Below are 23,284 nucleotides of genomic sequence, written 5' to 3'. Positions count from 1 at the left end.
CTTGACCGGATTTGTGATCGGCCTGGTCATAGCGCTGGCCTTGCTCGTGATCATCACGATAGCCAAGGCGGTCATGGTGGTGCCGCAGGCGCAGTCGGCCGTGATCGAGCGGCTCGGCCGGTTCCGCACGGTCGCCTCGCCCGGCCTCAACATCCTCGTGCCGTTCCTGGACAAGGTGCGCGCCCGGATCGACCTGCGCGAGCAGGTCGTCTCGTTCCCGCCGCAGCCGGTGATCACCGAGGACAACCTGACGGTGTCGATCGACACGGTCGTGTACTTCCAGGTCACCGATTCGCGTGCCGCGGTGTACGAGATCTCCAACTACATCGTCGGTGTCGAGCAGCTGACCACCACCACGCTGCGCAACGTGGTCGGTGGCATGAGCCTCGAGCAGACCCTGACCTCCCGCGACTCCATCAACAGCCAGCTGCGCGGCGTGCTCGACGAAGCCACCGGACGCTGGGGCATCCGCGTCGCCCGCGTCGAGCTGAAGGCGATCGACCCGCCGCCGTCCATCCAGGACTCGATGGAGAAGCAGATGCGCGCCGACCGCGAGAAGCGCGCCATGATCCTCACCGCGGAAGGCCAGCGGGAGTCGGCGATCAAGACCGCGGAAGGCCAGAAGCAGAGCCAGATCCTCGCCGCCGAAGGTGCCCGCCAGGCGACCATCCTCGCCGCCGAGGCCGAGCGGCAGTCGCGGATCCTGCGGGCCCAGGGTGAGCGGGCCGCGCGCTACCTGCAGGCGCAGGGCCAGGCGAAGGCGATCGAGAAGGTGTTCGCCGCGATCAAGGCCGGCCGCCCGACCCCGGAGGTGCTGGCCTACCAGTACCTGCAGACGCTGCCGCAGATGGCGCAGGGCGACGCGAACAAGGTCTGGATGATCCCCAGCGACTACGGCAAGGCCCTCGAAGGCTTCGCCCGTGCGCTCGGCGCTCCGGGCGACGACGGCGTGTTCCGGTACGAGCCGCCGAAGGAGGACGACGTCCCCGACAAGGTCGAGCTCGACGACGAAGAGGTCGCCGACTGGTTCGAGACCAAGAGCGACCCGAAGGTCGCCGAGGCCGTCGCGGCCGCGGAAGCGGTGGCGCGCAAGGAGGTCCCGGCGATCGGGGCGCCCTCCTCGCCGCCCGCGCGGCCGTCGATCCCGCGCCCGGAGCGGCCGCAGCCCGAGCCGCAGGCCGACGAGGAGCGCGGCACCGAGGTCACCCCCGCGCCGCAGCAACAGCAGCAGCCGCCGACCCCGCAGAGCGGCCAGCCCGCGCTGCCGCAGCCGCAGTCCCCGGCCGGTCCGCCGCCGGGCGGCCAGTACCAGGGCCCGCCCCCGCAGGCCCCGCCGCCGGGCCAGTTCGGCGGCCCGCAGCAGCAGAACCCGGGCTCCGGCCCGTTCCCGCAGCAGCCCCCGTTCGGCGGCCCCCGCCGCTGACCCGGTCACCCGTGAAGGCCGCCTCGGACACCGAGGCGGCCTTCACGGCCTTTCGGGGTTCAGCTGCGCTGGTAGACGGAGACGTCGTCGATGTCGGCCTTCGACCGGTCCTTCAGGAAGATCACGCACAGCACGGTGACCACCGCGGACAGGATGATGTACCCGGAGATCGCGTAGGGTGTCCCGGTCGTGTGCAGCAGCCAGGTGGCCAGCAGCGGCGCCGGCCCGCCCGCGAACACCGACGCCAGCTGGTAGCCCAGCCCCGCGCCGCCGTAGCGCAGGTGCGTCGGGAAGCTCTCGCCGATCAGCGCCGCCTGCGGGCCGTACTGCAGGGCGTGCGGCACGAACGACACGACGACCGCGGCGAACACCAGCGCGTGGCTGCCGTGGGCCAGGATCGTGAAGTACGGGAAGGCGATCAGCCCGGTCAGCACCGCCCCGCAGAGGTAGACCCGCTTGCGGCCGAAGGTGTCCGACAGCGCCGAGAACAGCGGGATCAGCGCCAGCTCGCAGGCCGCGCCGACGAGGACCGCGTTGAGCACGAAGGTCTTGCTGAACTCGTGCCGCGACACGACGTAGATCAGCACGTAGCTGGTGAACAGGTAGAACGGCATCTGCTCGCTGAACCGGACGCCTGCCGAGAGCAGGATCTCCCGCCAGTGGTGCCGGATCGCGTCGAGCACCGGGGTGCGGGCGGTCTGCCGGTTCTGCACGAGCTTGGCGAACATCGGCGTTTCGAGGATCTTCAGCCGGATCACCAGGCCGACCGCGACGAGCACCAGGCTGAGCAGGAACGGGATCCGCCAGCCCCAGGAGTCGAAGGCGGCGGGGGACAGCGACGCCGACAGCAGGGTCATCCCGCCGGTGCCCAGCACCAGCCCGACCGGCACGCCGATCTGCGCGAAGCTGCCGAGCAGCCCGCGTTTGCGCTGGTCGCCCCACTCCATGGCGAGCAGCACCGAGCCGCTCCACTCGCCGCCGATGGCGATGCCCTGCACCAGCCGCAGCAGCACGAGGATCAGCGGCGCGGCGACGCCGATGGCGGAGGTCCCGGGCAGGATCCCGACGACGCCGGAGGAGATGCCCATCAGCAGCAGCGTGACGATCAGGGTGGCCTTGCGCCCGATCCGGTCGCCCCAGTGCCCGAAGATCGCGGCCCCGACCGGCCGCGCGGCGAACCCGACCGCGTAGGTGGCGAAGGACTGCATGGCGCCGGCGTAGGCGCTCGAAGCGGGGAAGAACAGGTGCGGGAAGACCAGGGCCGCGGCGGTGTTGTACAGGAAGAAGTCGTACCACTCGATGGTGGTGCCGACGGCGCTGGCCAGCGCCGCCCGCCGGACCTGCACCTTGCTGTCCGCCGTCACCTGGTGAGTGACGCTGTTGTCGCCCAGAACCATCTCGCAACACCTCCGGTGACCGATGTCACACAACAGTGTGACGCTCGCGACCGGTTTCGGCGATCGATGACCGGTTTCTCGTCCGGTCGGTCACCGGCCACCGGAGGTGGTGCGGGGCTCAGGTGGCGATGGTGGCCGCCGTCTCCACGCCGTAGGTGCGTGCGTAGCCGTTCTCGACGCCCACGAGCAGGTCCACGACCTCGAACCAGCGGTCCCAGAACGGGGTTTCCCGCAGCGCGTCGACGAGCAGCCGGTAGGCGTCGTGGTCGTCGGCCTCCCAGACCCAGACGTCGGTGACCCGCGCCGAATAGAACTCCGTGTCGTAGAAGCGGGACCGGACACCCCGGGTGCGGGCTTCGACCACCGGGACGACCCGGGTTTCGAAGGCGTGGACCCGTTCGGCGACGGTCAGCGCCAGCCACTCGGGCGTGGTCTTGACCAGCATGAACGCGGTGACGGCAGGCTCAGCGGGCATCGGCGGCCTCCGGCGCGGCGAGAACGGCGGGCTTGAGGGTCGTGGCGCACCACTGCGCGAACCCGGTGCCCGTCGTCGCCGAGCGGGCGGCACCGGCGTCCAGGCCCTCGTCCTTGGCGCGCTTCATGGCGACCACGCCCTCGACGAACGCCGCGTCGAGGCCGTACCCGAGCAGTTCGGCGCGCAGGTCGTCGAGCGGCCGGCGGTGGTAGCGGACCGGGCGGCCCAGCTCCTCGGTCATGATGCGGGCCAGGTCGTCCGGCGACAGGTCCTGCGGACCGAGCACCGGAACGCTGCCGACGCCGGTCCAGGAGCGGTCCAGCAGCAGGCCGGCGGCCGCCGCGGCGATGTCGGCGACGGCCACCAGCGGCGCACGCCGGTCCGCGGCGACGGTGTCGGTGAAGACGCCGTGGTCCCGGATCGAGCCCGCTTCTTCGAGCAGGTTCTCGAAGAAGGACGGGCAGGCCAGCGCGCGGTAGGCGACCCCGGACCCGGCGATCAGGTCGTCGGCGGCCAGGGTGGCGGTCACCAGGCCGGCGTGGCCGGCCTGCGGGGTGCCGCGGCCGAGCGCCGAGACGCCGACGACGTGGCCGACACCGTGCTCGGCGAACGCCCGGGCGGCGGGGCGGGTGAAGCCGGGGTAGGCCTGTTCGGGCGGGACCGAGCCGTCCGGCGGGACCAGCCAGAACACGGCGTCGGCGTCGGCGAAGGCCCGCTCGGCGGTCGCGGCGTCACCGTGGGAGCCGGCGACCACCTCGACGCGGTCACGCACGGCCTCGGGGAGCCGGGCCGGGTCGCGGACCACGACCCGGAGCTCTTCGCCGCGGGCGGGCGCGGCTTCGAGCAGCAGGGACAGCAGGCGCCCGCCGATCTGGCCGGTGGGTGCGGTGATGACGATCATGGAACCTCGCGGTCTGCATCGGAGCGGATTGACCCCTCGATCGTGCTGGCGCCCGCCGCATTGCCACAATGGGAACTTCAGCAAGGAATCATTGCCGGAATCGGAAGTGTGCTGGTGAGCGACGCATTCTCGAACCTCGACGCCAACCTCGCGGTGGCGCTCGACGCCTTGCTGGCCGAGCAGAGCGTCACCCGGGCCGCCGAGCGGCTGCGCACGTCGCCCGCCGCGATGAGCCGCACCCTGGCCCGGCTGCGCCGGGCGCTCCAGGACCCGCTGCTGGTCCGGGCGGGGCAGGCGATGGTGCCCACGCCCCGAGCCGAGGCGTTGCGCGAAGAAGCCGCCGCGGTGGTGCGCGGGCTCGCGGCGCTGCTGACCCCGGGTGGCGGGGTCGACCCCGCCACCCTGCGGCGCACCTTCACCGTCCAGGCCGCCGACGTGGTCGGCGCCGCGGTGGCGCCGGGGCTGCTCGAGCTGGCCCGGCGCGAGGCGCCCGGCGTCTCGCTGCGGGTGCTGGCCGAGGAGTGGGAGGCCGGTCCCGCCCTGCGCGACGGCCGGATCGACCTGGAGCTCGGCGACATCGGCCACGCCGACCCGGAAACCCGGGTCGAAGACCTGGTCACGCTGCGCATGGCGGCCGGCGTCCGCGCCGGGCACCCGCTGACCGAAGGCGCCGTGACGCCGGCCGGCCTGGCCGCGGCGGACCACGTGGCGGTCAGCCGTCGCGGCCGCTTCGCCGGACCGCTCGACGCGGCCCTGGCCGAACACGGGCTCACCCGCCGGGTGAGCGCCGTCCTGCCCGGGCACCTGGCGGCGATGGCGCTGGCCGCCGCCGGGGACGTGGTCTGCCTGGTCCCGGTCGCGCTGCCGGGCCGGCCTCCGTCGCCCCTCACCGACGTCGCCCACGCGCTGGGCCTGCACCTGCTCGACATCCCGCTGCCGCTGCCACCCCTGAAGATCGGCATGGCCTGGCACCCCCGGCACGCCGCCGACGGCGGTCACCGGTGGCTGCGCGACGCCGTGCGCCGGGTGCTGCAGGCTTCGCAGAAACTTGCCGACTGAGCAACTTTGCAGAGTCGGCAAGTTCCGCTACGGTGGAGCCATGGACACCGACCGCGCCGGCCTTCGCGAGCGCAAGAAGCGGGAAACGCGCATCGCGCTGAGCTGGGCGGCGATCCGGCTGACGGTCGAACGCGGCTTCGACAACGTCCGGATCGAAGACATCGCCGCCGAAGCCGGGGTGTCCACCCGGACCTTCAGCAACTACTTCGGCAGCAAGGGCGAAGCCATCGTCGCCCGGCACCACGACCGGGCGCGGGCCATCGCCGCCGCGCTCCGGGAGCGGCCGGCCGGTGAACCGATCTGGGACGCCGTCACCCAGGCCACGCTCGAAGGGTTCGCACTCGGCGAACCGGTGCCCAGCGGGCAGTCCGCCGACCCCAGCTGGGTCGAAGGGCTGCGGCTGATGGTCGCCGAACCCGCTCTGCAGGGCGAGTTCCAGAAAGCCGGTGCGGCCGCCGAAGCCGAGTTCGCGCTCGCCGTCGCCGAACGCACCGGGACCGACGTCACCCGGGACGTCTACCCGCGGCTCGTCGCCGGCGTCGTCGGGGCCGCGCTCAACGTCGTCACCCAGCAGTGGCTCATCGCCGGGCCGTCGCAGTCACTGGAAGGCGTCCTGCGGGACGTCTTCGGCCGGCTCGCCGCCGGCCTGCCCGAACCCCGCTAGACCTCCGTCCGCGAAGCCGCCCGGCCCGCCGGGCTGCTTCGCCCTGCCCGAAATCAGGGAGTCATGGAAGACACGGAAGACATTGTCATCGCCGGGGCCGGCCCCAACGGCCTGATGCTCGCCTGCGAGCTCGCCCTCGCCGGTGTCCGCCCGCTGGTCCTGGAACGGCTGCCCGAACCCACCACCGAGAACCGCGCCAACGGCCTCGTCGGCCAGGTCGTCCGCGTGCTCGACCGCCGCGGCCTGCACGAGCGGCTCGCCGGCCCGATCGCCCCACCCGTCCCGGGTTTCGTCTTCGGGGCGATGCGCCTGGACCTCACCCTCGTCGAACGCAACTCGCTGAACGTCCTTGGGGTGCCGCAACGCCGCATCGAAGCCATGCTCGGCGAACGCGCGGCCGAACTCGGCGTCGAGGTCCGCCACGGCCACGAACTCACCGGCCTCGCCCAGGACGCCGACGCGGTCACCCTCGACGTCACCGGCCCCGACGGCCCGTACCGGCTCGGCGCCCGGTACGTCGTCGGCGCGGACGGCGGCCGCAGCGTCACCCGCAAGCTCGCCGGCATCGGCTTCCCCGGCGTCACCGAGGACCGGGCGGTGTCCCACTCCGCGAACGCCACCGTGCCCGCGGAGTTCACCGACCCGGGATCGGGCGGCCTGCGGGTGCCGGGCCGCGGCGTCATCCCCCCGTTCTTCCACTACCGCACCGAAACCGGGCTGTTCGCCTACGCGCCGTTCCCCACCGGCACCCTCGTCACCGCGATGGAGTGGACCGACGACGAAGAGCCCGCGGACGAACCGCCGGTGACCCTCGACGACGTGCGCGCGAGCATCCGGCGCGTCCTCGACTTCGACCTGCCCCTCGGCGCGCCCGAGGGCGAGGGACCGCACCTGCTGCGGCGGCTGCGCGGGCGCAACACCCGGCTGGCCGACAAGTTCCGCGACGGCCGCGTCCTGCTGGTCGGCGACGCCGCGCACGTCCACTCCGCCATCGGCGGTCCCGGGCTCAACCTCGGCCTGCAGGATGCGGTCAACCTCGGCTGGAAACTGGCCGCCACCCTGGGCGGCCGGGCGCCGGCGGGCCTGCTCGACACCTACGAGAGCGAACGCCGTCCGGTCGCCGAGCGGGTCGTCATGCACACCCAGGCCCAGTCGGCGCTGATCAGCCCGGGCGGCGACGTCACCGCCCTGCGCGAGCTGTTCGGCGAGCTGCTGCGCCTGCCCGGCACCGTGCAGCACATCGCCGACCTGATGTCCGGGGCCGACGTCCGGTACGAGCCGGGCACCGACCACCCGCTGGACGGCCGCTGGGCCCCGGACCTCGTGCTCGACGGCGGCACCCGGCTCGCCGAGCTGACCGCGACGGCCCGGCCGCTGCTGCTGGACTTCACCGGCTCGCTCGGCGACGAGCTCCGCGGCTGGAGCGACCGGGTCGACCACGTCACCGGCCACGCGGACGTCGACGCGACCGCGCTGCTCGTCCGGCCGGACGGCTACGTCGCCTGGGCCACCAGCGCGGCCGAGCCGGACGACACGGACCGCAAGGCGCTGCGCGCGGCCCTCGAACGCTGGTTCGGCCACTCGCTTGACGCGTAGGAGATCTCCTACGTAATGTCGGCGGCATGACGATCACCCACGTGCAGTTCCTGACCCTGCCGGTCGCCGACCACGCCCGCGCGCGCGACTTCTACGTCGGCAAGCTCGGCTTCGAAGCCCTCGTCGACCGCCGCACGCCGCAGGGCGGGCGGTTCGTGATGGTGGCGCCGAAGGGAGCGCAGACCGGCGTGGTGCTGACCGACCAGCAGGTCACCGGGGTCGAACCGGGTCCGCGGCACTTCCAGCTGCAGACCACCGACGTCGACGCCGAGGTCGCCGCGCTGCGGGCGGCGGGGGTCGCGGTCGGCGAGCCGCAGCCGCAGCCCTGGGGGCGGGCGACGTCGTTCCGGGACCCCGACGGGCACACGATCGGCCTGCTGGAGCCGTCGGACTTCGGCGCCGTGCCGCGCTGATGCCGGTCAACGACGACGTCTTCGCCGCACTCGCCAGCCCGGCGCGGCGCGAAGTGCTGAAACTGCTGCTCGACGGCCCGATGGCCGCCGGCGCGATCGCCGAACGGTTCGCCATGGCCCGGCCCAGCCTCTCGGAACACCTGCGGGTGCTGCGGGAGGCGGGCCTGGTCACCGAGCAGCGCCAGGGCCGCAACCGCGTCTACCGCCTCGACGCGGCCCCGCTCGAGGAAGTCGCGGACTGGCTCACCCCGTACGAGCGCTTCTGGCGCACCAAGCTCGCCAACCTGCGCGACCTGCTCGACGAAGAGGAAGACCTGTGACCGACGACGACCCGAGGGCGATCCACGTCGACCAGTTCCTCGCCCACCCGGCCGCCAAGGTGTGGCGGGCGCTGACCGAACCGGACCTGCTCGAACGCTGGCTCACCATGCCCAACGACATCCGGCCCGTGGTGGGCCACCGGTTCGAGCTGCTGGCCGAGCCGGTGCCCGCCGCCGGGTTCGCCGGTGGGCCGGTGGCGTGCGAGGTCCTCGAGGTCGAGCCCGAGCGCAAGCTGAGCATCCGCTGGGGTCCGCAGTGGACGGTGACCTGGCGGCTGGTGCCGGAGGGCACCGGCACCCGGCTGTTCCTCAGCCACGAAGGGTTCGACCCGGACGACGAGTTCCAGCGCGTGTCCCGCCGGATCATGGGCGGCGGCTGGCGGTCCCACGTGCCGCGCGCGCTTGCCCGGCTGCTGGACTCGCTCCCCGGACAGGCCCCGTTACGATCGGCTGGTGACCCCCGCCGCTGACACCGCCGAGCCGAAACCGCTGCGCGCCGACGCCCGGCGCAACCGGGCGCGCGTGCTGGAGGCGGCCGAGAGCGTGTTCGCGGCCAAGGGCACCGGGGCGCCGACCGAGGAGGTCGCCCGCGTCGCCGGCGTCGGCATCGGCACCGTGTTCCGGCACTTCCCGACGAAGGAGGCGCTGCTCGAGGCGGTGCTCCACGCCCGGCTGAGCCGGTTCGTGGAAGAAGCCGAGACGGCCGTGGCCGCGGACTCCGCGGACGCGGGCGGCGCGTTCTTCACGTTCCTCACCAGCTGGGTCGCGATGTCCAGCGCCAAGAACGCCTACTTCGAGGCGCTCACCGCGGCCGGGGTCACGGTGCCGGTGGCGAAGTCCGGCATCGGTGCGCGGCTGCTGTCGGCCCTCGGCGTGCTGCTTTCGCGGGCGCAGGCGGCGGGCGCGGTCCGGGCCGACGTCGTCGTCGGTGAGCTGATCCCGGTGATCATCGGGGTGGCGCGGGCCGCCGAATACGCCGGCCCGGACGCGACGTTGCGCGACCGGGCCGTGGCGATCCTGTTCGACGGGCTCCGCCCGTCAGCGGGGGAGCGGCGCTGAGTCCACCGGCGCCAGCGCCGGGCGTTTCGCGGCCACGGTGTCCCCGGACGATTCGCCCTTCACCCGCCGCCGCACCCACGGCAGCGCGTGTTCCCGCGCCCACTGCAGGTTCTGGCTGCGGCGCGCGGCCGGGCTCAGCAGCTCGCGCGGCGCGAGTTCGGGGCTGCTCAGCGGATGCGCCACCCCGAGGACCCGCAGCACCTCGATGGCGACCTCGGTGTGCCCGAGCGCGTTGAGGTGCAGGCGGTCCGGCGCCCAGAACCGGCGGTCGCACAGCTGCCGCATCGACCACAGGTCCACCAGCAGCGCGTCGTGGCGGGCCGCGATGCCGCGCACGAGCTCGTTGTAGATGGCCACCCGGCCGCGGATGGTGCGGAACAGCGGGTCCTCGACCCCGTCGACCCCGGTGAACAGCACCAGGCGCGCACCGGTCGCCCGGATCCTCGCGACGGCGGCTTCGTAGCCGACCATGAGACCGTCGATGTCGACCTTGGGCCGCATCAGGTCGTTGCCGCCGCCGTAGAGGGTGACGAGGTCGGGCGCCATGGCCAGGGCCGGCTCGAGCTGCTCGCCGAGGATCTGCGGCAGCAGCTTGCCGCGGATGGCGAGGTTGGCGTACTGGAAGCCGGGTTCCCGCGCGGCGAGCTGCTCGGCGACGCGATCGGCCCAGCCACGGACACCGTTGGGGGCGGCGGGATCGTCGTCGCCGACGCCTTCGGTGAACGAGTCCCCCAGTGCCACTAAGCGCTTGCTCATGTGTCCAGTGTAGGCAGAGCCGGCCGAAGCCCTGCGCGCCACCTGGGCCGGATTCCGCGGTGGTCCGCCCGCCGCGGAATCCGTGGACCTGGCCGGGCCCGGCCGGTACCACGGGAGCGTGACCTCTTACGACGCGATCGCCGACTGGTACGAGACCACGCTCGTCCCCGGCTGGCGGGACGACCCGCTCGAGTTCGGGCCGGTGGTGCGCGACCTGCTGGGGCCGGGCACGGGCCCGTGCCTGGAGCTCGGCTGCGGCACCGGCGCCCACGCGGAGCGGATCCGGCAGCTCGGGCGCACCCCGCTCGGCGTCGATGTGTCCGCCGGGATGCTGCGCCACGCCGCCGGCCGGCTGCCGGTGGTGCGTGGCGACGCCACCGCGCTGCCGATCGCCACGGGGGCGCTGCCCGCGGTCGTCGCGATCATGGTGCACACCGACATGCCCGAGTACCCCGCGGTGCTGCGTGAAGCGGCCCGCGTCCTGGCGCCCGGCGGGGTGTTCGTCCACGTCGGCGTGCACCCGTGTTTCTGCGGCGGGTTCGCCGACCGCACCGACGGCCGGGCCGTCGTCATCCGGCCCGGCTACCGGGAGCCCGGCTGGACGATGGAGTCCTGGAGCGACCAGGGTCTGCGCGACAAGGTCGGCGCCACCCACCGGCCGCTGCCGGCGTTGCTGGGCGCGGTTCTCGAGGCGGGGCTGGTGTTCGAGCGGTTCGCCGAAGGCGGCGAGCCGACGCCGACCGTCTTCGCGTGGCGGGCGCGAAAGCCCTGGCCCGCTTCCGGGTCGCTATTCTCCCGCGATGACTGGGGAAGTCCGAATCGGTGACGAAGCCCGCGCGGCGGCCACCCGCACGCTCGACACCGCATTGCGCGAAGGCCGGCTCGACCTGGCCGAGTACGAACGGCGGCTGGTGGTCGTCCAGGCCGCCCGGGTGCGCAAGGACCTGGCCCCGGCGGTCGCCGATCTGCCCGGCGCCTCCGGCCGGACCGGCCCGGGACTGCGGATTTCCGCCGCCGACCGGGAACGGGCGCTGGTCCGGCTGGCCGGCGCCCTGACCGACGGCCGCCTCGACGCCCGCGCCTACGCCGACGCCGAGAACCTGCTGAACCGGGCCGTCACCTACGCCGATGTCGACGCCGTCGTCGGCAACCTGGACGCCAAGGCGAGTCACACCGAACGCGACCGGGCCGTCGCGCGGATCGAGGCCGCGGTCGCCGGCGGGCTGCTGGACCCGGCCGAGCAGCACGACCGCGTGGCCGCGGTCCGGCGGGCGGCCACCGACGCGCAGCTGGCCGCGCTGGTGGCCGACCTGCCCGCCGCGGCGGGGCCGTCCCGGTCGCCGCGGGCCTCCCACGCCGACCAGGAAGCCGCGGTGGCGCAACTGCACGAGGCCGTCGAGGCGGGCGTGCTCGACCTGCCGGAGTTCGACGAGCGGGTGCGGGCGGTGTACGCGGCCCGGCTGAGCGACGAGCTGACGAGGCTGGTGGCGGACCTGCCGCGGCCGGAACCCGCACCGCCGACCGGCACGCCGCCGGTGGACCTGCCCGTGCGGAAGCCGCCTTCGTTCGCGGCCGGGATGGCCGCCGCCGTGGGAGCGGCCATCGGCACGTTCGTGGTGATCGGCGTGGTGATCGTGCTGGGGAGCTCGGGACTGGCCGTCCCGGCCGTCGTGGTGGCGGCGGTGTGGGCGGTCGTGTTCGTCGCGCTCGTGGTGTGGGCCAAGCGCACCACGACCGCAGCCATCGCCGCGGAAGGCGCGGCCAACGCCGACATCCGGTTCCCGCCGTTCCCGGCCGAGCCGACGTGGGTCGACGTCGACCCGGCCGAGTGGCGGCCCGCGCAGCGGGTGCTGGGCAGGCACAAGGGCGACCTCCGGTCGATCGCGGCACTGGTGCTGCCCGGCGGCGCTCCGGTGGCGATCACCGGCGGCCGGGACAACACGGCCCGGGTGTGGGACCTGTCCGACGGCTCGTGGCGGCACACGCTCGACGGCCACACCCACGACGTGACCGGTGTCGCGGCCATGGTCCTGCCGGACGGCGTCCCGGTCGCGGTGACGGTCAGCCCGGACCGGACCGCCCGGGTGTGGGACCTGCGGGACGGATCTCCGCGCGGCACGCTGCCGGGACTGGCCGAGGACGCAGCGGCGGTGCGGTGCCTCTCGCTGGCCGACGGCTCGCCCATCGCGGTCGTCCACAACGGCTGCACCAGGATCCAGACGTGGGACCTGCGCAACCACGCGAAGCGCCACGACCTCCGCGAAATCGGCAGGTTCGACGTGGCGGTCCCGGCGGTCCTCCCCGACGGCACGCCGGTCGCCGTGGTCGCCGACTGGGAGAACCACCACCTCCGGGTGGTGGACCTGGCGAACGGGAAACCGCGGTTCCGGCTCACCGGCCACACCCAGCCGGTCACCGCGCTCGACACGGCGGTCCTGGCCGACGGGACGCCGATCGTGGTGTCCGCGGGCCGGGACAAGACGGTCCGGATCTGGGACCTGCACCGCCGGACCCTGCGCCGCACCATCACCGGCTCGGTCGACTCGAAGGAAGCCCTGGTGTGCACGGCGCTGCCGGACGGCACCCCGGTCGCGGTGGCGTGCGACTGGGATCCGGAGAGCACCACGGTGTGGGAGCTGCGGGACGGCTCCGAGCTGCCGTTCCGGTCCGCCCTCTGGGGGAACGTCCTGGGCGCGGTCGCCCTCCCGGACCGGACACTGCTGCTCGGGCTGTCGGAAGACCCCCGCGCGGCCGCGGTCCAGGAGCTGTCCTAGACGCCGACCTGCCGGGCCCGGTGCTCGGCCACGTGCACCCGCGTCGCACACCGCGTCGAGCAGAACCGCCGGCGGCCGTTGCGCGAGGTGTCGACGTACGCCGTTTCGCAGCCTTCGCGGCTGCAGATGCCCAGGCGGTCCGGGGCCTCGCACACCAGGTGGGCCAGGCCGCCCGCGGTGTAGGCGCGGACCCGGCCGACCGGACCCGCGTCCTCGGCCGAGTAGTGCAGGTGGGGCGGCTTGCCGTCGTGGGTGGTGATGTACGGGCGGCACGCCGCTTCGGACAGCAGGTCGTTGACCAGGTCCGGGCGGTCGGCGGCCGCGGCGGCGAACACCGGCCGCAGCCGGCCGGCCCACGCGCCGATCAACGCCGCCTCGCCGTCGGTGAGGGCCTTGATGGCCATGCCGTTGCGGACCATTCCCCCCAGGAGCTCGCTCGCGGACCCGGCGTTGACCAGGTCGGCGGCCACCAGCGCGGCCGGGCCGCCGTAAGGGTTGAAGTGCACAAAGCCATTACAGCACGATCGGGGCATGGACCGGAACCGTTGCCCCCGCTGCGGCTGGCCGCTCGCCGAACTCCCGCCGGCCGCGGCGCAGCCCGTCACCCACCGCCTCGACTACGTGCGCTGCGTCTGCGGCAGCTGGCTCGCCCGCTTGGACGGGGAAGTCGTCGGCGCCACCCGATCAGCGCCGTAACTGGGTCGTTCGGTGCCGATCCGGCCACGGTGATCAGAGGTCGAGCGCACCGGCCGCGTTGTCGTTCCACTGGTCGACGCGGCGGATGTACTCGTACAGCGCCCGGCTGCCGCGCACCCAGCGGCCCTGGTCGGCGATCGCGAGGTCGTCGGCCCCGGCCCGGCGGGCTTCGGTGGCGAAGCCGGACCGCAGCGAGTGCCCGGTCACCGGGTACGGCAGGCCCGCCCGGACCCCGGCCCGGGTGAGGATCTGGTTGACGCCGGTCGTGCTCAGCGCGGGCTCGCCGACGTTGCCGTGCCGGTCGACGCGGCGGAACGCCGGCCCTTCGGTGAGGCCCGCGCCCGACCGCCAGGCGTGCCAGGCCCGCACGGGGTCGGTGTCGGGGCTTTCGCGCCGCGGGACGACCATGTCGCCGGTGCTCTTGCCGTGCCGGACGGTCACCGCCAGTCCCCGGTCGTCGACCGGCTGCACGTCGGTGACCAGCAGGTTCGCCAGGTCGGAGCAGCGCGCGGCGATCGGGAAGCCGATCAGCAGCATCGCCCGGTCGCGAGCGCCGGCGAGGGTGTCCGGACAGGCCCGTGACATCGCCCGCAGATCGGCGAGGGTGACCATGGTGGCCTTGCCGCGGCCGCGCTGGACGCCCTCCCTGGCCAGCCGCTGCCGGTATCCCTTCAGCGCCCGCCACGCGGCGCGGCTGGCTTCGGGATCGACGAGCACCTTGTGGTGGCGCAGCCCGGCGAGCGCGCCGGTGAGCCGCCGCTCGATCGTCGACGGCGCCGCCGGGGCGGCCCGTTCGGGCACCTCCGGCACGGCCCGTTCGTCCGGTCGCAGCGTGCGGCCGCGTTCCAGCCAGACGACGAACCCGGTCAGCGCGCCGATCGTCGCCGACAGCGGCGGGATGCCGGCCTCGGCGGTGTAGTCCTGCCAGACCTGCCAGTCCTGGGCGTAGGCCTTGAGCGTGTTGGGCGGCCGCTGCTCGTCGACGTGCCGGGCGGCGGCCTCGTCCAGCAGCGCCAGCCGTTCGCGGGCGCTCAGGGCGGCGTCGGTCACCGGTTCGAGGTCGGGCACGCGCCGAGGTTAGTGGATCTCGGTAGATTTTCCGGTCGGACGTGTCGATCCACGCGGGTGCCGTTCGTATCAGCGGTGAGACACCGAGGAGGACGACGTGAAGCAGTACCTGCTCAGCATCTACCAGCCCGACGGCCCGACCCCGCCGCCGGAGGTCCTGGCGGGCATCACCCGGAAGCTCGACACGCTCAACGCCGACCTCCAGGAGGCCGGGGCGTGGGTGTTCGCCGGCGGGCTGCACCCGCCGTCGAGCGCGACCGTGCTGCGCGCCGCCGACGGGGACACCCTCGTCACCGACGGCCCCTACAGCGAAGGCAAGGAGCACCTCGGCGGGTTCACCATCATCACCGCGCCCGATCTCGACGCCGCGCTCACGTGGGGCGGCCGGCTCGCCGAAGCCGTCGCACCACTGCCCGTGGAGGTGCGGCCGTTTCAGGGATGAGTGTCGAGGAGGTCTTCGCCGCCGAGTACGGCCGGGCGGTGTCGGTGCTGGTGCGGGTCTTCGGGGACATCGACGTCGCCGAGGAGGCCGTGCAGGACGCCTTCGCCGAAGCCGTACGGCGCTGGCCGGCCGCCGGGCTCCCGCCGAGCCCGGCGGGCTGGATCATCACCACCGCCCGCAACCGCGCCGTCGACCGGCTGCGCCGCGAGGCCGCGCGGGCGGACAAGCACGCCCAGGCGGCGTTGCTGCACGCCGCACTTCCGGATGTCACAGCCGAGCCCGTGGAGGAGGGCGCCGTGCCCGACGACCGGCTCCGGCTGATCTTCACCTGCTGCCACCCGGCGCTGGCCCGCCCGGCGCAGGTCGCGCTGACCCTGCGGCTGCTCGGCGGGCTGAGCACCGCCCAGATCGCGGCCGCGTTCCTGGTCCCCGAGCCCACCATGGCGCAGCGGATCGTCCGTGCGAAGAACAAGATCCGCGACGCGGGCATCCCGTACCGCGTCCCGCGCGACGCCGACCTGCCCGACCGGCTGGCCGCGGTGCTCGCCGTGCTGTACCTGGTCTTCAACGAGGGGTACGCGGCCAGCGCGGGGGAGGAGCTGATCCGCGCCGAGCTGTGCCGCGAGGCGATCCGGCTCACCCGCGTGCTGGCGGAGCTGATGCCGGACGAGCCGGAGGTGCAGGGCCTGCTCGCGCTGATGCTGCTGATCGACGCCCGCCGTGCGTCGCGCACGACCGCGTCGGGCGAGATCGTGCTGCTGGCCGACCAGGACCGGTCGCGCTGGGACGCGGACCTGATCGCCGAGGGGCAGGACATCGTCCGCGGCTGCCTGCGCCGCAACCAGCCGGGCCCGTACCAGATCCAGGCGGCGATCCAGGCCGTCCACAGCGCCGCGCCCACGGACTGGGCGCAGGTCAAGGCGTTGTACGACCAGCTGCTGGCGTGGACGCCGACGCCGGTGGTGGCGCTGAACCGGGCGGTGGCGGTCGCCGAGGTCGACGGGCCCGCCGTGGCGCTCGCGCTGGTCGAAGCCCTGGAGTTGCCGCGGTTCCCGCTGTTCCACGCGATCCGCGCGGATCTGCTGGCGCGGGTGGGCCGCCCGGAGGAGGCGGCCGAGGCCTACACGGTGGCCATCGAGCTCACCCGCAACACGGCGGAGCGGGCGCTGCTGGAGCGCAAGCGCGCGTCGTGCCGTCAGCGGGCGGCCGGTGAGAGGACGTAGGAGAAGCGGCGGACGCGCGGGGCCCAGGTCTGGAACACGCGCACGTCGGCCAGCGTGATCGACGGCGCGAGGTCGGACAGGCTGCGGTGCAGGTGTGCCCAGTGCGGGGCCTCGGCGGCGGGAAGGGAGCCGATGGCCGGGCTGCTCCAGCGCTCGTCGCGCTCCACCGGCTCCAGGTCGTTCACGAAGTCCGGCCACGGCGTCTGGGGCGCCTGGCGAAGCAACGCGTCGGTGAACCGGCCCAGCAGACGCCCGTGTGCGGTGCAGGTCCCGAGCAGCACAGCCACGGCTTCGAACTCACCGCCGAGGAAGGCGGAGGCATCCGAAAGGTCGCGGGTCGCTCGCAGCATCCGGTAGAGGTTGATGAGCCGTTTCGCGTCCCGAGGTGTGTCGACCAGCTGGTCCAGGCGCGCGAGCAGGGCGATTTCCGGTTCGGTCAGCGGACGCGGTGGCGCGGGCGGCCCGGCGGGGTCCAGCTGCGCGCCCACCTGCGAGCCGCGCTCCACCCACAGGCCGGTGACGGGGCTGTCCCACCGGGAGGGTGCCGGCGGTTCCGCCTCCGGCTCCGGCGCAGCCGACGGCACCGGTGCGGCGGCCTGCGGTGCGGCCATCCCGTCCAGCAGCCGCCGGAGGCTGCCGGCGGGCATCCGGGGCAGGACGAGCGGGATGTTGAGGATCTTCTCGAGGTAGTCCTCCGGGGTGACGTGCCAGCCGTCGGCCCCCGCGACGGGACCGGCTTCGATCAGCCGGTCGTAGTGCGCGCTCAGCGACCGCAGCAGCCAGCGCGGGTCCACGCCGACGACCACCACGAACAGGTCGAACGCCAGCAGCAGGTGCACCGCTTGGAGCACGTCGACGACCTGGCGCGGGCTGCAGCGGTCGAGGTCGTCGATGTAGAGCACGATGCGGTCCACCGGGCCGGCTTCGTCTCCGTCGCGGGGCTCGGTCATCAACGCGACGAGCTTCTCGAAGTCCTTCCGGATCGTGGAGATGAGGCCCAGGTTGCCGTGGTAGTCGTCGGCGCGGGACCGCTCGGCCAGGAAGGTGTAGAGCCGTCGTCCCGGCGTCAGCTCGGTGAGCTGCCTGCCCAGTTCCCCGATCCGGTCGACGACTTCGGCCAGCTGCCGTTCGGCGATCTGCTGCTCGGCGTCCGCCTTGCGCAGGGCGGCGATTTCAGAGTGCGCGTCATCGTTCAGGCCGGTCCGCAGCTCTTCGGCGAGGACGCGCAGTTTTCGCAGGCCGCCGCGGGCGGCCGTGACCATCGTGAGCCCGCCGGCCAGGAGGGCGGCGAAGGCGGCACCGATGCCGATCAGCCAGTTCCGGATGTCGGGCGCGAACGCCGCGAGGACGGCCACGCCCGACAGCGCGACGGCCGCGGTGATCAGCGCGGTCCGGCCGTGGCGGTAGCGCGAGAGCCGCACCAGCACTTCCGTTTCCGAGTGTGCTCCGCGGAGCTGGTCGGCCAGCAGCAGGCCTTGCTCGGCCGCGTCGCCGACACCGAGTTTCCGCCACACCCCGGCGTACTCCGCCCGGACGACCGGCGACTTCGCCAGCGCGCGGACCAAGTCGCGGGCGCGGATCCGGCGGCTGCCCCGTGCTTCGCTGATCTTGCGCTCCAGCGCCGCGGCTTCCGCCTGGGCGCGCTCGGTCACCGCGGTCAGCTGCTTGCGCTGTTCGAGTTCACCGGCGAGGCGCTCGCGCAGCCGCGCGCCTTCGCGAAGGCGCGCGGCGTGCTCGGCGTCCGGCTCGCCCGGTTGCCGGAGCGGTTCGGCGAGCTGGCGGAAGATCTCGTCGCCGAGGCTGGCCCAGAGGTTCGCGTCCGCGTAGTGCCAGGCGTTGAACCCGACCTGCGCGATCTTCCGGCACTGGCCGGGCGTGCCCTCGAGCTCTTTGACCTGGCCGCGGAGCATGCCCATGAAGAAGCTCTTCCCGGCGCCCCACTCGCCGAACACCCCGACCGACAGCGGCAGCGGCGTGTCCTTCGCGGCGATCACCGTGGCCAGCATGGAAACGTACGGCTTGACGTCGAGGTGGTCCCGGCTCAGCGGGATGCATTCGTTGGGGTCGACCAGGTCCTTGGCCAGCCCGCCCGCGAGTTCGTCGGCCGAGAACCCGTGCCCCGGGAGGCGGGCCGCCTTCCAACGCTCGGCGATGATGTCCACCTGATCCTGGCGGTGGGAAAAGAAGAACACCTTGTCCACCGCGGCCCGGGCGGAGATTGCCCCCTCGATCAGGGCGTCGGCCGCGACCTGTGGATCCATGCCCAGTTGCCCGGTGGCGAACAGTGGCAGGGCAACGGATGCCGCCCCGGCACCGCCGGCAGCGAGGATCGCGGCCTTGGCGGCCGTGAGAATCGCCGAAGCGGTCGCCGAATTGCCCTCGTCCGGAGCGTGGGGCGTGGCCAGAACGACCATGTTCGGCTGCGGGTGAGAGCTGTGGTCACCCAGGTGGAGCACGGCCGGCGAGCCGGGTTTGACCTGGTCAAGGACGATCGAATCCCAGTCCGCGTCGGGGAACTCCTGCTGCACGGCGTCGGCGACCTGCCCGAACCCGCCGCCGACGGAGACCGCCACCGCATCCACCGGGAGTTCCCAGGGGCGATGGGTCAGCGCAACGCTGTAGCTGGTGCCTTCGAGAGTCCGCAGCTGGGTGATCACCTGGGCGCGCGGGGCATCGTTCACGGTCCCAGACTCGCCCATCCGGTCTCCGCTGTTACCCCGGGGGCTCCCTGGTGGTTCTGAGTTGGGATATGTGACCTTATCCCAACTCAGACCACTCGGACTATCTGTTCTAATTTTGAACAGTTGCTTCTAGTTCTGATTAGAAGCTTTGATAGGGTACCGATCATGACGGAAGATGCTGGTCAGGTGCGGGTGTGCGAGTACCGGAGGTGTGGCGCGCCGCTGCCGCCGGCGGTGGGGCGTGGGAGCCGGGCGCGGTTCTGCCAGGACGGGAAGACCTGGGGTCGCCGCAACCTCAGCTGCCGTGACGCCGAGGCCGTGCTCTCGGACGCCGAGTCGCTGCGGGAGAGCGACACCGAACTGGACGACACCGCCGTCACCGCGCTCGCCGGCCAGGTCGACCGGGTGCTCGAGCCGGCCCGCGAGCTGGTGGAGACGCTCACGACGCTGCGCCACCAGCTCGAGGCCACCACCGCCACCGCCCTCGCCGAGCGGGACGCGGCCCTGGCCGAGGCGGACGAGCACCGGCTGCAGCGTGGCCGCGCGGACGCCGAAGCGGCGCAAGCCCGCGAGATGGCCGAGGCCGCGGTGGCCGCCGCCGCGTCGGCGGAACGACAGCAGGCCGAAGCGCTCCGGGAACGGGACGAGGAACGGGCGGCCCGGCGCGCCGCGGTGCAGGAGCAGCAGCGGGCCGAAGGGCAGCTGGCCGCCGTCCGCGACGAGCTCGCCCGCGTCGCCGACCGGGCCGACGCTTCCGCGGCGCTCGCCGGTGAGCGCGCCGCGATGATCGCCACCCTGACCGCCGAGCTGACGGCCGCCCGGACCGTGTTCGAGGAGGAACGCAGCCGCGGCCAGGCTGCCGTCGCCCGGGCGGAGGCGGCCGAAACCCGAGCAGAGGCCGTCCAGCAGCGCCTCGACGCAGCCCGCGAAGTGCACGAAGCCGCGCTCAGCGCAGCGCGCGACGAGAACGTGAAGGCGGCCGCGGCGCACGAAGCGGTCCTGGAGCGTGCTCGCGACGACGCTGAGCGCCTGCGCGCCGGCTTCGACCAGCGTCTCGCGGAACTGCAGGCGGCGCACGAGCAGACCGTCCGGTCGATGCACGAAACCACGACGAACCTCGGGGTTGAACTGCGTTCCGCGGCCGGCCGGGCCGACGCGGCCGAGCACGTGCTCGCCACGCTGCGGGAGGTACCCGAGCTGCCGGAAAAACTTAAGCAGCTACTTGACCGTTCTGGCCTGCCGCGTTAACTTAAGTAGGTGCTTAACCATGAGGAGTCGCTGGACCTGGTGTTCCGCGCGTTGGGTGACCGGACCCGGCGGGCGCTGGTGGCGCGGCTCGTGCGCGGGCCGGCGTCGGTCAGTGAGCTGGCCGAACCGCTGACCATGTCGCTGGCCGCCGTCGTGCAGCACCTGCAGGTGCTGGAGGCCGCCGGGATCGTGCGGTCGGAGAAGGCCGGCCGCGTGCGCACCTGCCGGATCGAGCCGGAGGCGCTGCGCGCGGGTGAACAGTGGCTGGGCCGGCAGCGCACCACGTGGGAGAGCAGGCTCGACCGGCTCGGCGACTTCCTCGCCGAGCCGCCCGGAACGCCGGAAGGGAGCACGTCATGACCGTCTTGCACAGCACGTTCACCCTGGAGCGCACCTACCCCGTGCCGCCGGAGCGGGTGTTCGCCGCCTGGTCGGACCCGGAGGCGAAGAAGCGCTGGTTCGTCTCCGCGGGTGAGCACGAACTGGACTTCCGCGCCGGGGGCCGCGAAGCCGTCGAAGGCCGCACCCCGAGCGGCGGGGTGCTGAGTTTTGTCGCGACCTACCACGACATCGTGCCCGAGGAGCGGATCGTCTTCTCCGGCACGCTCACCGGCGACGGCGCGCTCGCGACCGTCTCGACCACGACGGTGGAGCTGTTCGCCGAAGGCGGCGGCACGCGGCTGGTGCTGACCGAGCAGGACACTTTCCTCGACGGTGCCGAGAAGCCGGAGTGGCGCGAGCAGGGCACCGGCGAGTGGCTCGACCGGCTCGGCGACGAGCTGAAGTGACGGCCGGCTACCGGGCCCGGTAGTCCCGGGGGCTGACGCCGAACTCGCGTTTGAACGCCGCGCTGAGCGCGAACGCGCTGCCGTAGCCGACCTGGCGGGCGATCGAGGCGATCGTCGTCTCCGGGTGCTGGCGCAGCAGGTCCGCGGCCAGCGCGAGCCGCCACCCCGCCAGGTACGCCATCGGGGTCTCGCCCACCGCGGCCGTGAACCGGCGGGCCAGGGCGGCCCGGGACACGCCGACGTCGGCGGCGAGCTTGGCGACCGTCCACGGTTCGGCCGGCTGGTGTTGCAGCAGCCGCAGCGCCTGGCCGGCCACCGGGTCTTCGTGTGCGCGGTACCACGCGGGGGCGCGGGTGTCGGGCCGGTCGAACCAGGCGCGCAACGCGGCGATCAGCAGCAGGTCCAGCAGCCGGTCGAGGACGGCTTCCTGGCCGGGGACGTCCCGGCCGATCTCGGCGGCGAGCAGCCCGACGAGCGGGGTGGGCCAGTCGCCGGCGCGCAGGACGATCAGCGCGGGCAGCGCGGCGAGCAGTTTCCGGCTGATCTCCCCTTCCATGCCGTAGGTGCCGGTGAGCAGCACGACCGGGCCGTCGCTGCCGTGGCCCCAGGTGCGGACCCCGACGTCGGCGAGGTCGGTCAGGTGCCCGCCGTCGGGGGTGCGGCACTCCTGGCCGGGCAGGATGAGCGCCTGCGGCGGGGTCGCCGGGTGGTCGGCGACCAGGTACGGGTCGGGGCCGCGGGTGATCGCGACGTCGCCTTCGCCGAGCAGGACGCCTTCGCCGCCGTCGGGCACGATCCACGCTTCGCCGCGGACCACGGCCACCACCGTCAGCGGCGCGCGGTCCTCGATCCGCAATGACCACGGCGGGGTCAGCACCGAGCGCAGCAGGAACGCGCCGTGGGCGCGGGGGCCGTCGAGGAGCGCGGCGAGCGGATCCATGTCCCCAATGTAGACGCTGACGCATGTTATCGAGCCTGTGAACTATGGAGAGTCTCACCGGCGGCGGCTTGACTGGGGGCATGACAACGAACTTCCTGGTGGTGGGCGGCACCGGCAAGACCGGGCGCCGGGTGGCGGACCGGCTGCGCGAGCGCGGCCTGCCGACGCGGATCACGTCGCGGCACGGGGTGCCGCCGTTCGACTGGAGCAAGCGGGAGACTTGGCCGGCGGTGCTCGACGGCGTCGACGCGGTCTACCTGACCTACTACCCCGATCTGGTGGCGCCGGAGGCCGCCGGCGACATCCGGGCGTTCACCGAGCTCGCGGTGGCGTCCGGGGTGCGGCACCTGGTGCTGCTGTCGGGCCGCGGCGAAGAGGAAGCCGAGGCGTGCGAACGGATCGTCCGGGAGTCAGGGACCGGCTGGACGATCCTGTGCTGCAGCTGGTTCGCGCAGAACTTCAGCGAGCACTTCCTGCTCGACGCCGTCCGGGCCGGGGAGATCGTGCTGCCGGCGGGGACGGTGACCGAGCCGTTCGTCGACGTCCGCGACCTCGCCGACGTGGCGGTGCGGGTGCTGACCGAGCCCGGCCACACCGGTGTGCGGTACGAGCTGACCGGGCCGCGGTTGCTGAGCTTCGCCGGCGCGGCCGCGGAAATCGCCGCCGCGTCGGGCCGGGATGTCCGCTACGTGCCGGTTTCACCAGGGGAATTCGCTGCCGCGGCGGCGGGCCAGGGGGTGCCGGAGGCGGAGATCGGGGCGCTGACCGAGTTGTTCGCGCGGGTGCTGGACGGGCGCAACGCGTCGGTGACGCCGGACGTGGAACGGGTGCTGGGCCGTCCGGCGACGGATTTCGCCGCGTTCGCGCGTGACGCGGCGGCGACCGGGGTCTGGGCGCGGTGAAACCGATGTCGACGGTGGTGCTGGTGGCCGCGCTGGTCGCGGCGGGGCTGGTCGCGGGGCTGTTCTACGCCTACGCCTGTTCGGTCATGCCGGGCCTGGCGCGCGGGGACGACCGGACGTTCGTGGAGGGCATGCGCGGGATCAACATCGCGATCGTGAACCCGGTGTTCCTCCTGACGTTCCTGGGCGCGCCGCTGCTGGCCGGGGTGGCGGTGTTCCTGAACCCGGGACCGCGCCCGTGGGTGATCGCGGGGTTCGTGCTGCTGGCGGCCATGGTGGTGATCACCGCGGCGGTCAACATCCCGCTGAACAACGCCTTGGAGTCCGGCGGTGACGATCATGCGGCGGTGCGGGCGGCGTTCGAGACGGTGTGGGTGCGCTGGAACGCGGTGCGCGCGGTGGTGAGCACGGCCGGGTTCGGCTGTCTGGTCGCGGCCGTGCTCACGAGCCGGGGTTAGC

General features: G+C 73.4%; 26 protein-coding genes. 18 read left to right on the top strand and 8 right to left on the bottom strand.

All coding sequences use genetic code 11. The annotated features are described in order from the left end of the window. The first annotated feature begins 1 nt into the window (after position 1). On the top strand, positions 2-1,423 hold the full coding sequence (locus HUT10_RS02460; RefSeq protein WP_176169673.1) for an SPFH domain-containing protein: 1,422 nt from the start codon (positions 2-4) through the stop codon (positions 1,421-1,423). 59 nt (positions 1,424-1,482) lie between these two features. On the opposite strand, the gene HUT10_RS02455 is transcribed toward HUT10_RS02460, so the two are convergent. From HUT10_RS02455 to HUT10_RS02445, 3 genes are all read right to left on the bottom strand, one after another. Further along, positions 1,483-2,820 carry an MFS transporter gene (locus HUT10_RS02455; RefSeq protein ID WP_176169672.1) on the bottom strand — a complete coding sequence of 446 codons (1,338 nt, stop codon included), beginning with the start codon at positions 2,818-2,820 and terminating at the stop codon, positions 1,483-1,485. Positions 2,821-2,938: 118 nt separating this feature from the next. Continuing rightward, complete coding sequence (locus HUT10_RS02450; protein ID WP_176169671.1) at positions 2,939-3,295, bottom strand: darcynin family protein; 357 nt, start codon at positions 3,293-3,295, stop codon at positions 2,939-2,941. Further along, the gene (locus tag HUT10_RS02445) at positions 3,285-4,196 is read right to left on the bottom strand and encodes an NAD(P)H-binding protein (RefSeq protein ID WP_176169670.1); all 912 of its coding nucleotides are present in this window, start codon (positions 4,194-4,196) and stop codon (positions 3,285-3,287) included. Before HUT10_RS02445 ends, HUT10_RS02450 begins: the two co-directional genes overlap by 11 nt. A 114-nt stretch (positions 4,197-4,310) precedes the next feature. On the opposite strand from HUT10_RS02445, the gene HUT10_RS02440 reads away from it, so the two are divergent. From HUT10_RS02440 to HUT10_RS02410, 7 genes are all read left to right on the top strand, one after another. After that, on the top strand, positions 4,311-5,255 hold the full coding sequence (locus HUT10_RS02440) for a LysR family transcriptional regulator (RefSeq protein ID WP_176169669.1): 945 nt from the start codon (positions 4,311-4,313) through the stop codon (positions 5,253-5,255). Between the two features lie 40 nt (positions 5,256-5,295). Next, positions 5,296-5,919 (top strand): TetR family transcriptional regulator, encoded by a 624-nt coding sequence (locus HUT10_RS02435; RefSeq protein ID WP_176169668.1) that lies wholly within the window; start codon positions 5,296-5,298, stop codon positions 5,917-5,919. A 63-nt stretch (positions 5,920-5,982) separates the two neighbouring features. Beyond that, entirely contained in the window at positions 5,983-7,515 is a 1,533-nt protein-coding gene (locus tag HUT10_RS02430) for an FAD-dependent monooxygenase (RefSeq protein ID WP_176169667.1), read from the top strand. Between the two features lie 26 nt (positions 7,516-7,541). Further along, positions 7,542-7,928 carry a VOC family protein gene (locus tag HUT10_RS02425; protein WP_176169666.1) on the top strand — a complete coding sequence of 129 codons (387 nt, stop codon included), beginning with the start codon at positions 7,542-7,544 and terminating at the stop codon, positions 7,926-7,928. After that, positions 7,928-8,248, top strand: coding sequence for a metalloregulator ArsR/SmtB family transcription factor (locus HUT10_RS02420; protein WP_176169665.1), 321 nt, complete (start codon positions 7,928-7,930; stop codon positions 8,246-8,248). The genes HUT10_RS02425 and HUT10_RS02420 overlap by 1 nt, the downstream gene beginning before the upstream one ends. Next, a complete protein-coding gene (locus HUT10_RS02415; RefSeq protein WP_176169664.1) occupies positions 8,245-8,718 on the top strand; it encodes an SRPBCC domain-containing protein in 474 nt (157 codons plus the stop codon). The genes HUT10_RS02420 and HUT10_RS02415 overlap by 4 nt, the downstream gene beginning before the upstream one ends. Beyond that, the gene (locus HUT10_RS02410; RefSeq protein WP_176169663.1) at positions 8,702-9,307 is read left to right on the top strand and encodes a TetR/AcrR family transcriptional regulator; all 606 of its coding nucleotides are present in this window, start codon (positions 8,702-8,704) and stop codon (positions 9,305-9,307) included. The genes HUT10_RS02415 and HUT10_RS02410 overlap by 17 nt, the downstream gene beginning before the upstream one ends. Here the strand turns inward: HUT10_RS02410 and HUT10_RS02405 are convergent. Then, complete coding sequence (locus HUT10_RS02405) at positions 9,287-10,063, bottom strand: SGNH/GDSL hydrolase family protein (protein ID WP_176169662.1); 777 nt, start codon at positions 10,061-10,063, stop codon at positions 9,287-9,289. The genes HUT10_RS02410 and HUT10_RS02405 overlap by 21 nt on opposite strands. Before the next feature lie 118 nt (positions 10,064-10,181). On the opposite strand from HUT10_RS02405, the gene HUT10_RS02400 reads away from it, so the two are divergent. Next, positions 10,182-10,889, top strand: a complete 708-nt coding sequence (locus HUT10_RS02400; protein WP_176169661.1) for a class I SAM-dependent methyltransferase — start codon at positions 10,182-10,184, stop codon at positions 10,887-10,889. Beyond that, positions 10,864-12,837 (top strand): DUF1707 domain-containing protein, encoded by a 1,974-nt coding sequence (locus HUT10_RS50380; RefSeq protein ID WP_176169660.1) that lies wholly within the window; start codon positions 10,864-10,866, stop codon positions 12,835-12,837. The genes HUT10_RS02400 and HUT10_RS50380 overlap by 26 nt, the downstream gene beginning before the upstream one ends. Here HUT10_RS50380 and HUT10_RS02390 read toward each other — a convergent pair. Next, positions 12,834-13,343, bottom strand: a complete 510-nt coding sequence (locus HUT10_RS02390; protein WP_176169659.1) for a CGNR zinc finger domain-containing protein — start codon at positions 13,341-13,343, stop codon at positions 12,834-12,836. The two genes, HUT10_RS50380 and HUT10_RS02390, sit on opposite strands and share 4 nt — an antisense overlap. Before the next feature lie 25 nt (positions 13,344-13,368). On the opposite strand from HUT10_RS02390, the gene HUT10_RS02385 reads away from it, so the two are divergent. Beyond that, positions 13,369-13,533 carry a hypothetical protein gene (locus HUT10_RS02385; RefSeq protein WP_176169658.1) on the top strand — a complete coding sequence of 55 codons (165 nt, stop codon included), beginning with the start codon at positions 13,369-13,371 and terminating at the stop codon, positions 13,531-13,533. Positions 13,534-13,566: 33 nt separating this feature from the next. Here the strand turns inward: HUT10_RS02385 and HUT10_RS02380 are convergent, their stop codons facing one another. Next, a complete protein-coding gene (locus HUT10_RS02380; protein ID WP_176169657.1) occupies positions 13,567-14,601 on the bottom strand; it encodes a site-specific integrase in 1,035 nt (344 codons plus the stop codon). A gap of 97 nt (positions 14,602-14,698) precedes the next feature. Here HUT10_RS02380 and HUT10_RS02375 point away from each other — a divergent pair, with 97 nt between their 5' ends. Both HUT10_RS02375 and HUT10_RS02370 read left to right on the top strand, forming a co-directional pair. Further along, entirely contained in the window at positions 14,699-15,043 is a 345-nt protein-coding gene (locus tag HUT10_RS02375; RefSeq protein WP_176169656.1) for a YciI family protein, read from the top strand. Further along, complete coding sequence (locus tag HUT10_RS02370) at positions 15,040-16,266, top strand: RNA polymerase sigma factor (protein WP_176169655.1); 1,227 nt, start codon at positions 15,040-15,042, stop codon at positions 16,264-16,266. Before HUT10_RS02375 ends, HUT10_RS02370 begins: the two co-directional genes overlap by 4 nt. Here HUT10_RS02370 and HUT10_RS02365 read toward each other — a convergent pair. Beyond that, the gene (locus tag HUT10_RS02365) at positions 16,239-18,947 is read right to left on the bottom strand and encodes a P-loop NTPase fold protein (RefSeq protein ID WP_176169654.1); all 2,709 of its coding nucleotides are present in this window, start codon (positions 18,945-18,947) and stop codon (positions 16,239-16,241) included. The genes HUT10_RS02370 and HUT10_RS02365 overlap by 28 nt on opposite strands. 165 nt (positions 18,948-19,112) lie before the next feature. On the opposite strand from HUT10_RS02365, the gene HUT10_RS02360 reads away from it, so the two are divergent. Genes HUT10_RS02360 through HUT10_RS02350 form a run of 3 tightly spaced genes read left to right on the top strand, consistent with a single transcriptional unit; the run spans position 19,113 to position 20,983 of the window. Then, on the top strand, positions 19,113-20,195 hold the full coding sequence (locus tag HUT10_RS02360; protein ID WP_254896625.1) for a hypothetical protein: 1,083 nt from the start codon (positions 19,113-19,115) through the stop codon (positions 20,193-20,195). Between the two features lie 9 nt (positions 20,196-20,204). Further along, positions 20,205-20,555: a helix-turn-helix transcriptional regulator gene (locus tag HUT10_RS02355; protein ID WP_254896624.1), complete on the top strand. Its 351-nt coding sequence runs from the start codon at positions 20,205-20,207 to the stop codon at positions 20,553-20,555. Further along, on the top strand, positions 20,552-20,983 hold the full coding sequence (locus tag HUT10_RS02350) for an SRPBCC family protein (protein ID WP_176169653.1): 432 nt from the start codon (positions 20,552-20,554) through the stop codon (positions 20,981-20,983). The genes HUT10_RS02355 and HUT10_RS02350 overlap by 4 nt, the downstream gene beginning before the upstream one ends. A 7-nt stretch (positions 20,984-20,990) precedes the next feature. On the opposite strand, the gene HUT10_RS02345 is transcribed toward HUT10_RS02350, so the two are convergent. Further along, complete coding sequence (locus tag HUT10_RS02345; RefSeq protein WP_176169652.1) at positions 20,991-21,923, bottom strand: AraC family transcriptional regulator; 933 nt, start codon at positions 21,921-21,923, stop codon at positions 20,991-20,993. 80 nt (positions 21,924-22,003) lie between these two features. Between HUT10_RS02345 and HUT10_RS02340 the strand changes: the two genes are divergently transcribed. Continuing rightward, positions 22,004-22,825, top strand: coding sequence for an NAD(P)H-binding protein (locus HUT10_RS02340; RefSeq protein ID WP_176169651.1), 822 nt, complete (start codon positions 22,004-22,006; stop codon positions 22,823-22,825). A gap of 5 nt (positions 22,826-22,830) precedes the next feature. Beyond that, positions 22,831-23,283 carry a DUF1772 domain-containing protein gene (locus tag HUT10_RS02335; RefSeq protein WP_176169650.1) on the top strand — a complete coding sequence of 151 codons (453 nt, stop codon included), beginning with the start codon at positions 22,831-22,833 and terminating at the stop codon, positions 23,281-23,283. Position 23,284: the final 1 nt, after the last annotated feature.

The sequence above is a fragment of the Amycolatopsis sp. Hca4 genome (genome assembly GCF_013364075.1).
GTDB lineage: Bacteria > Actinomycetota > Actinomycetes > Mycobacteriales > Pseudonocardiaceae > Amycolatopsis.
This window is presented reverse-complemented; position numbering and strand designations above follow the sequence as displayed.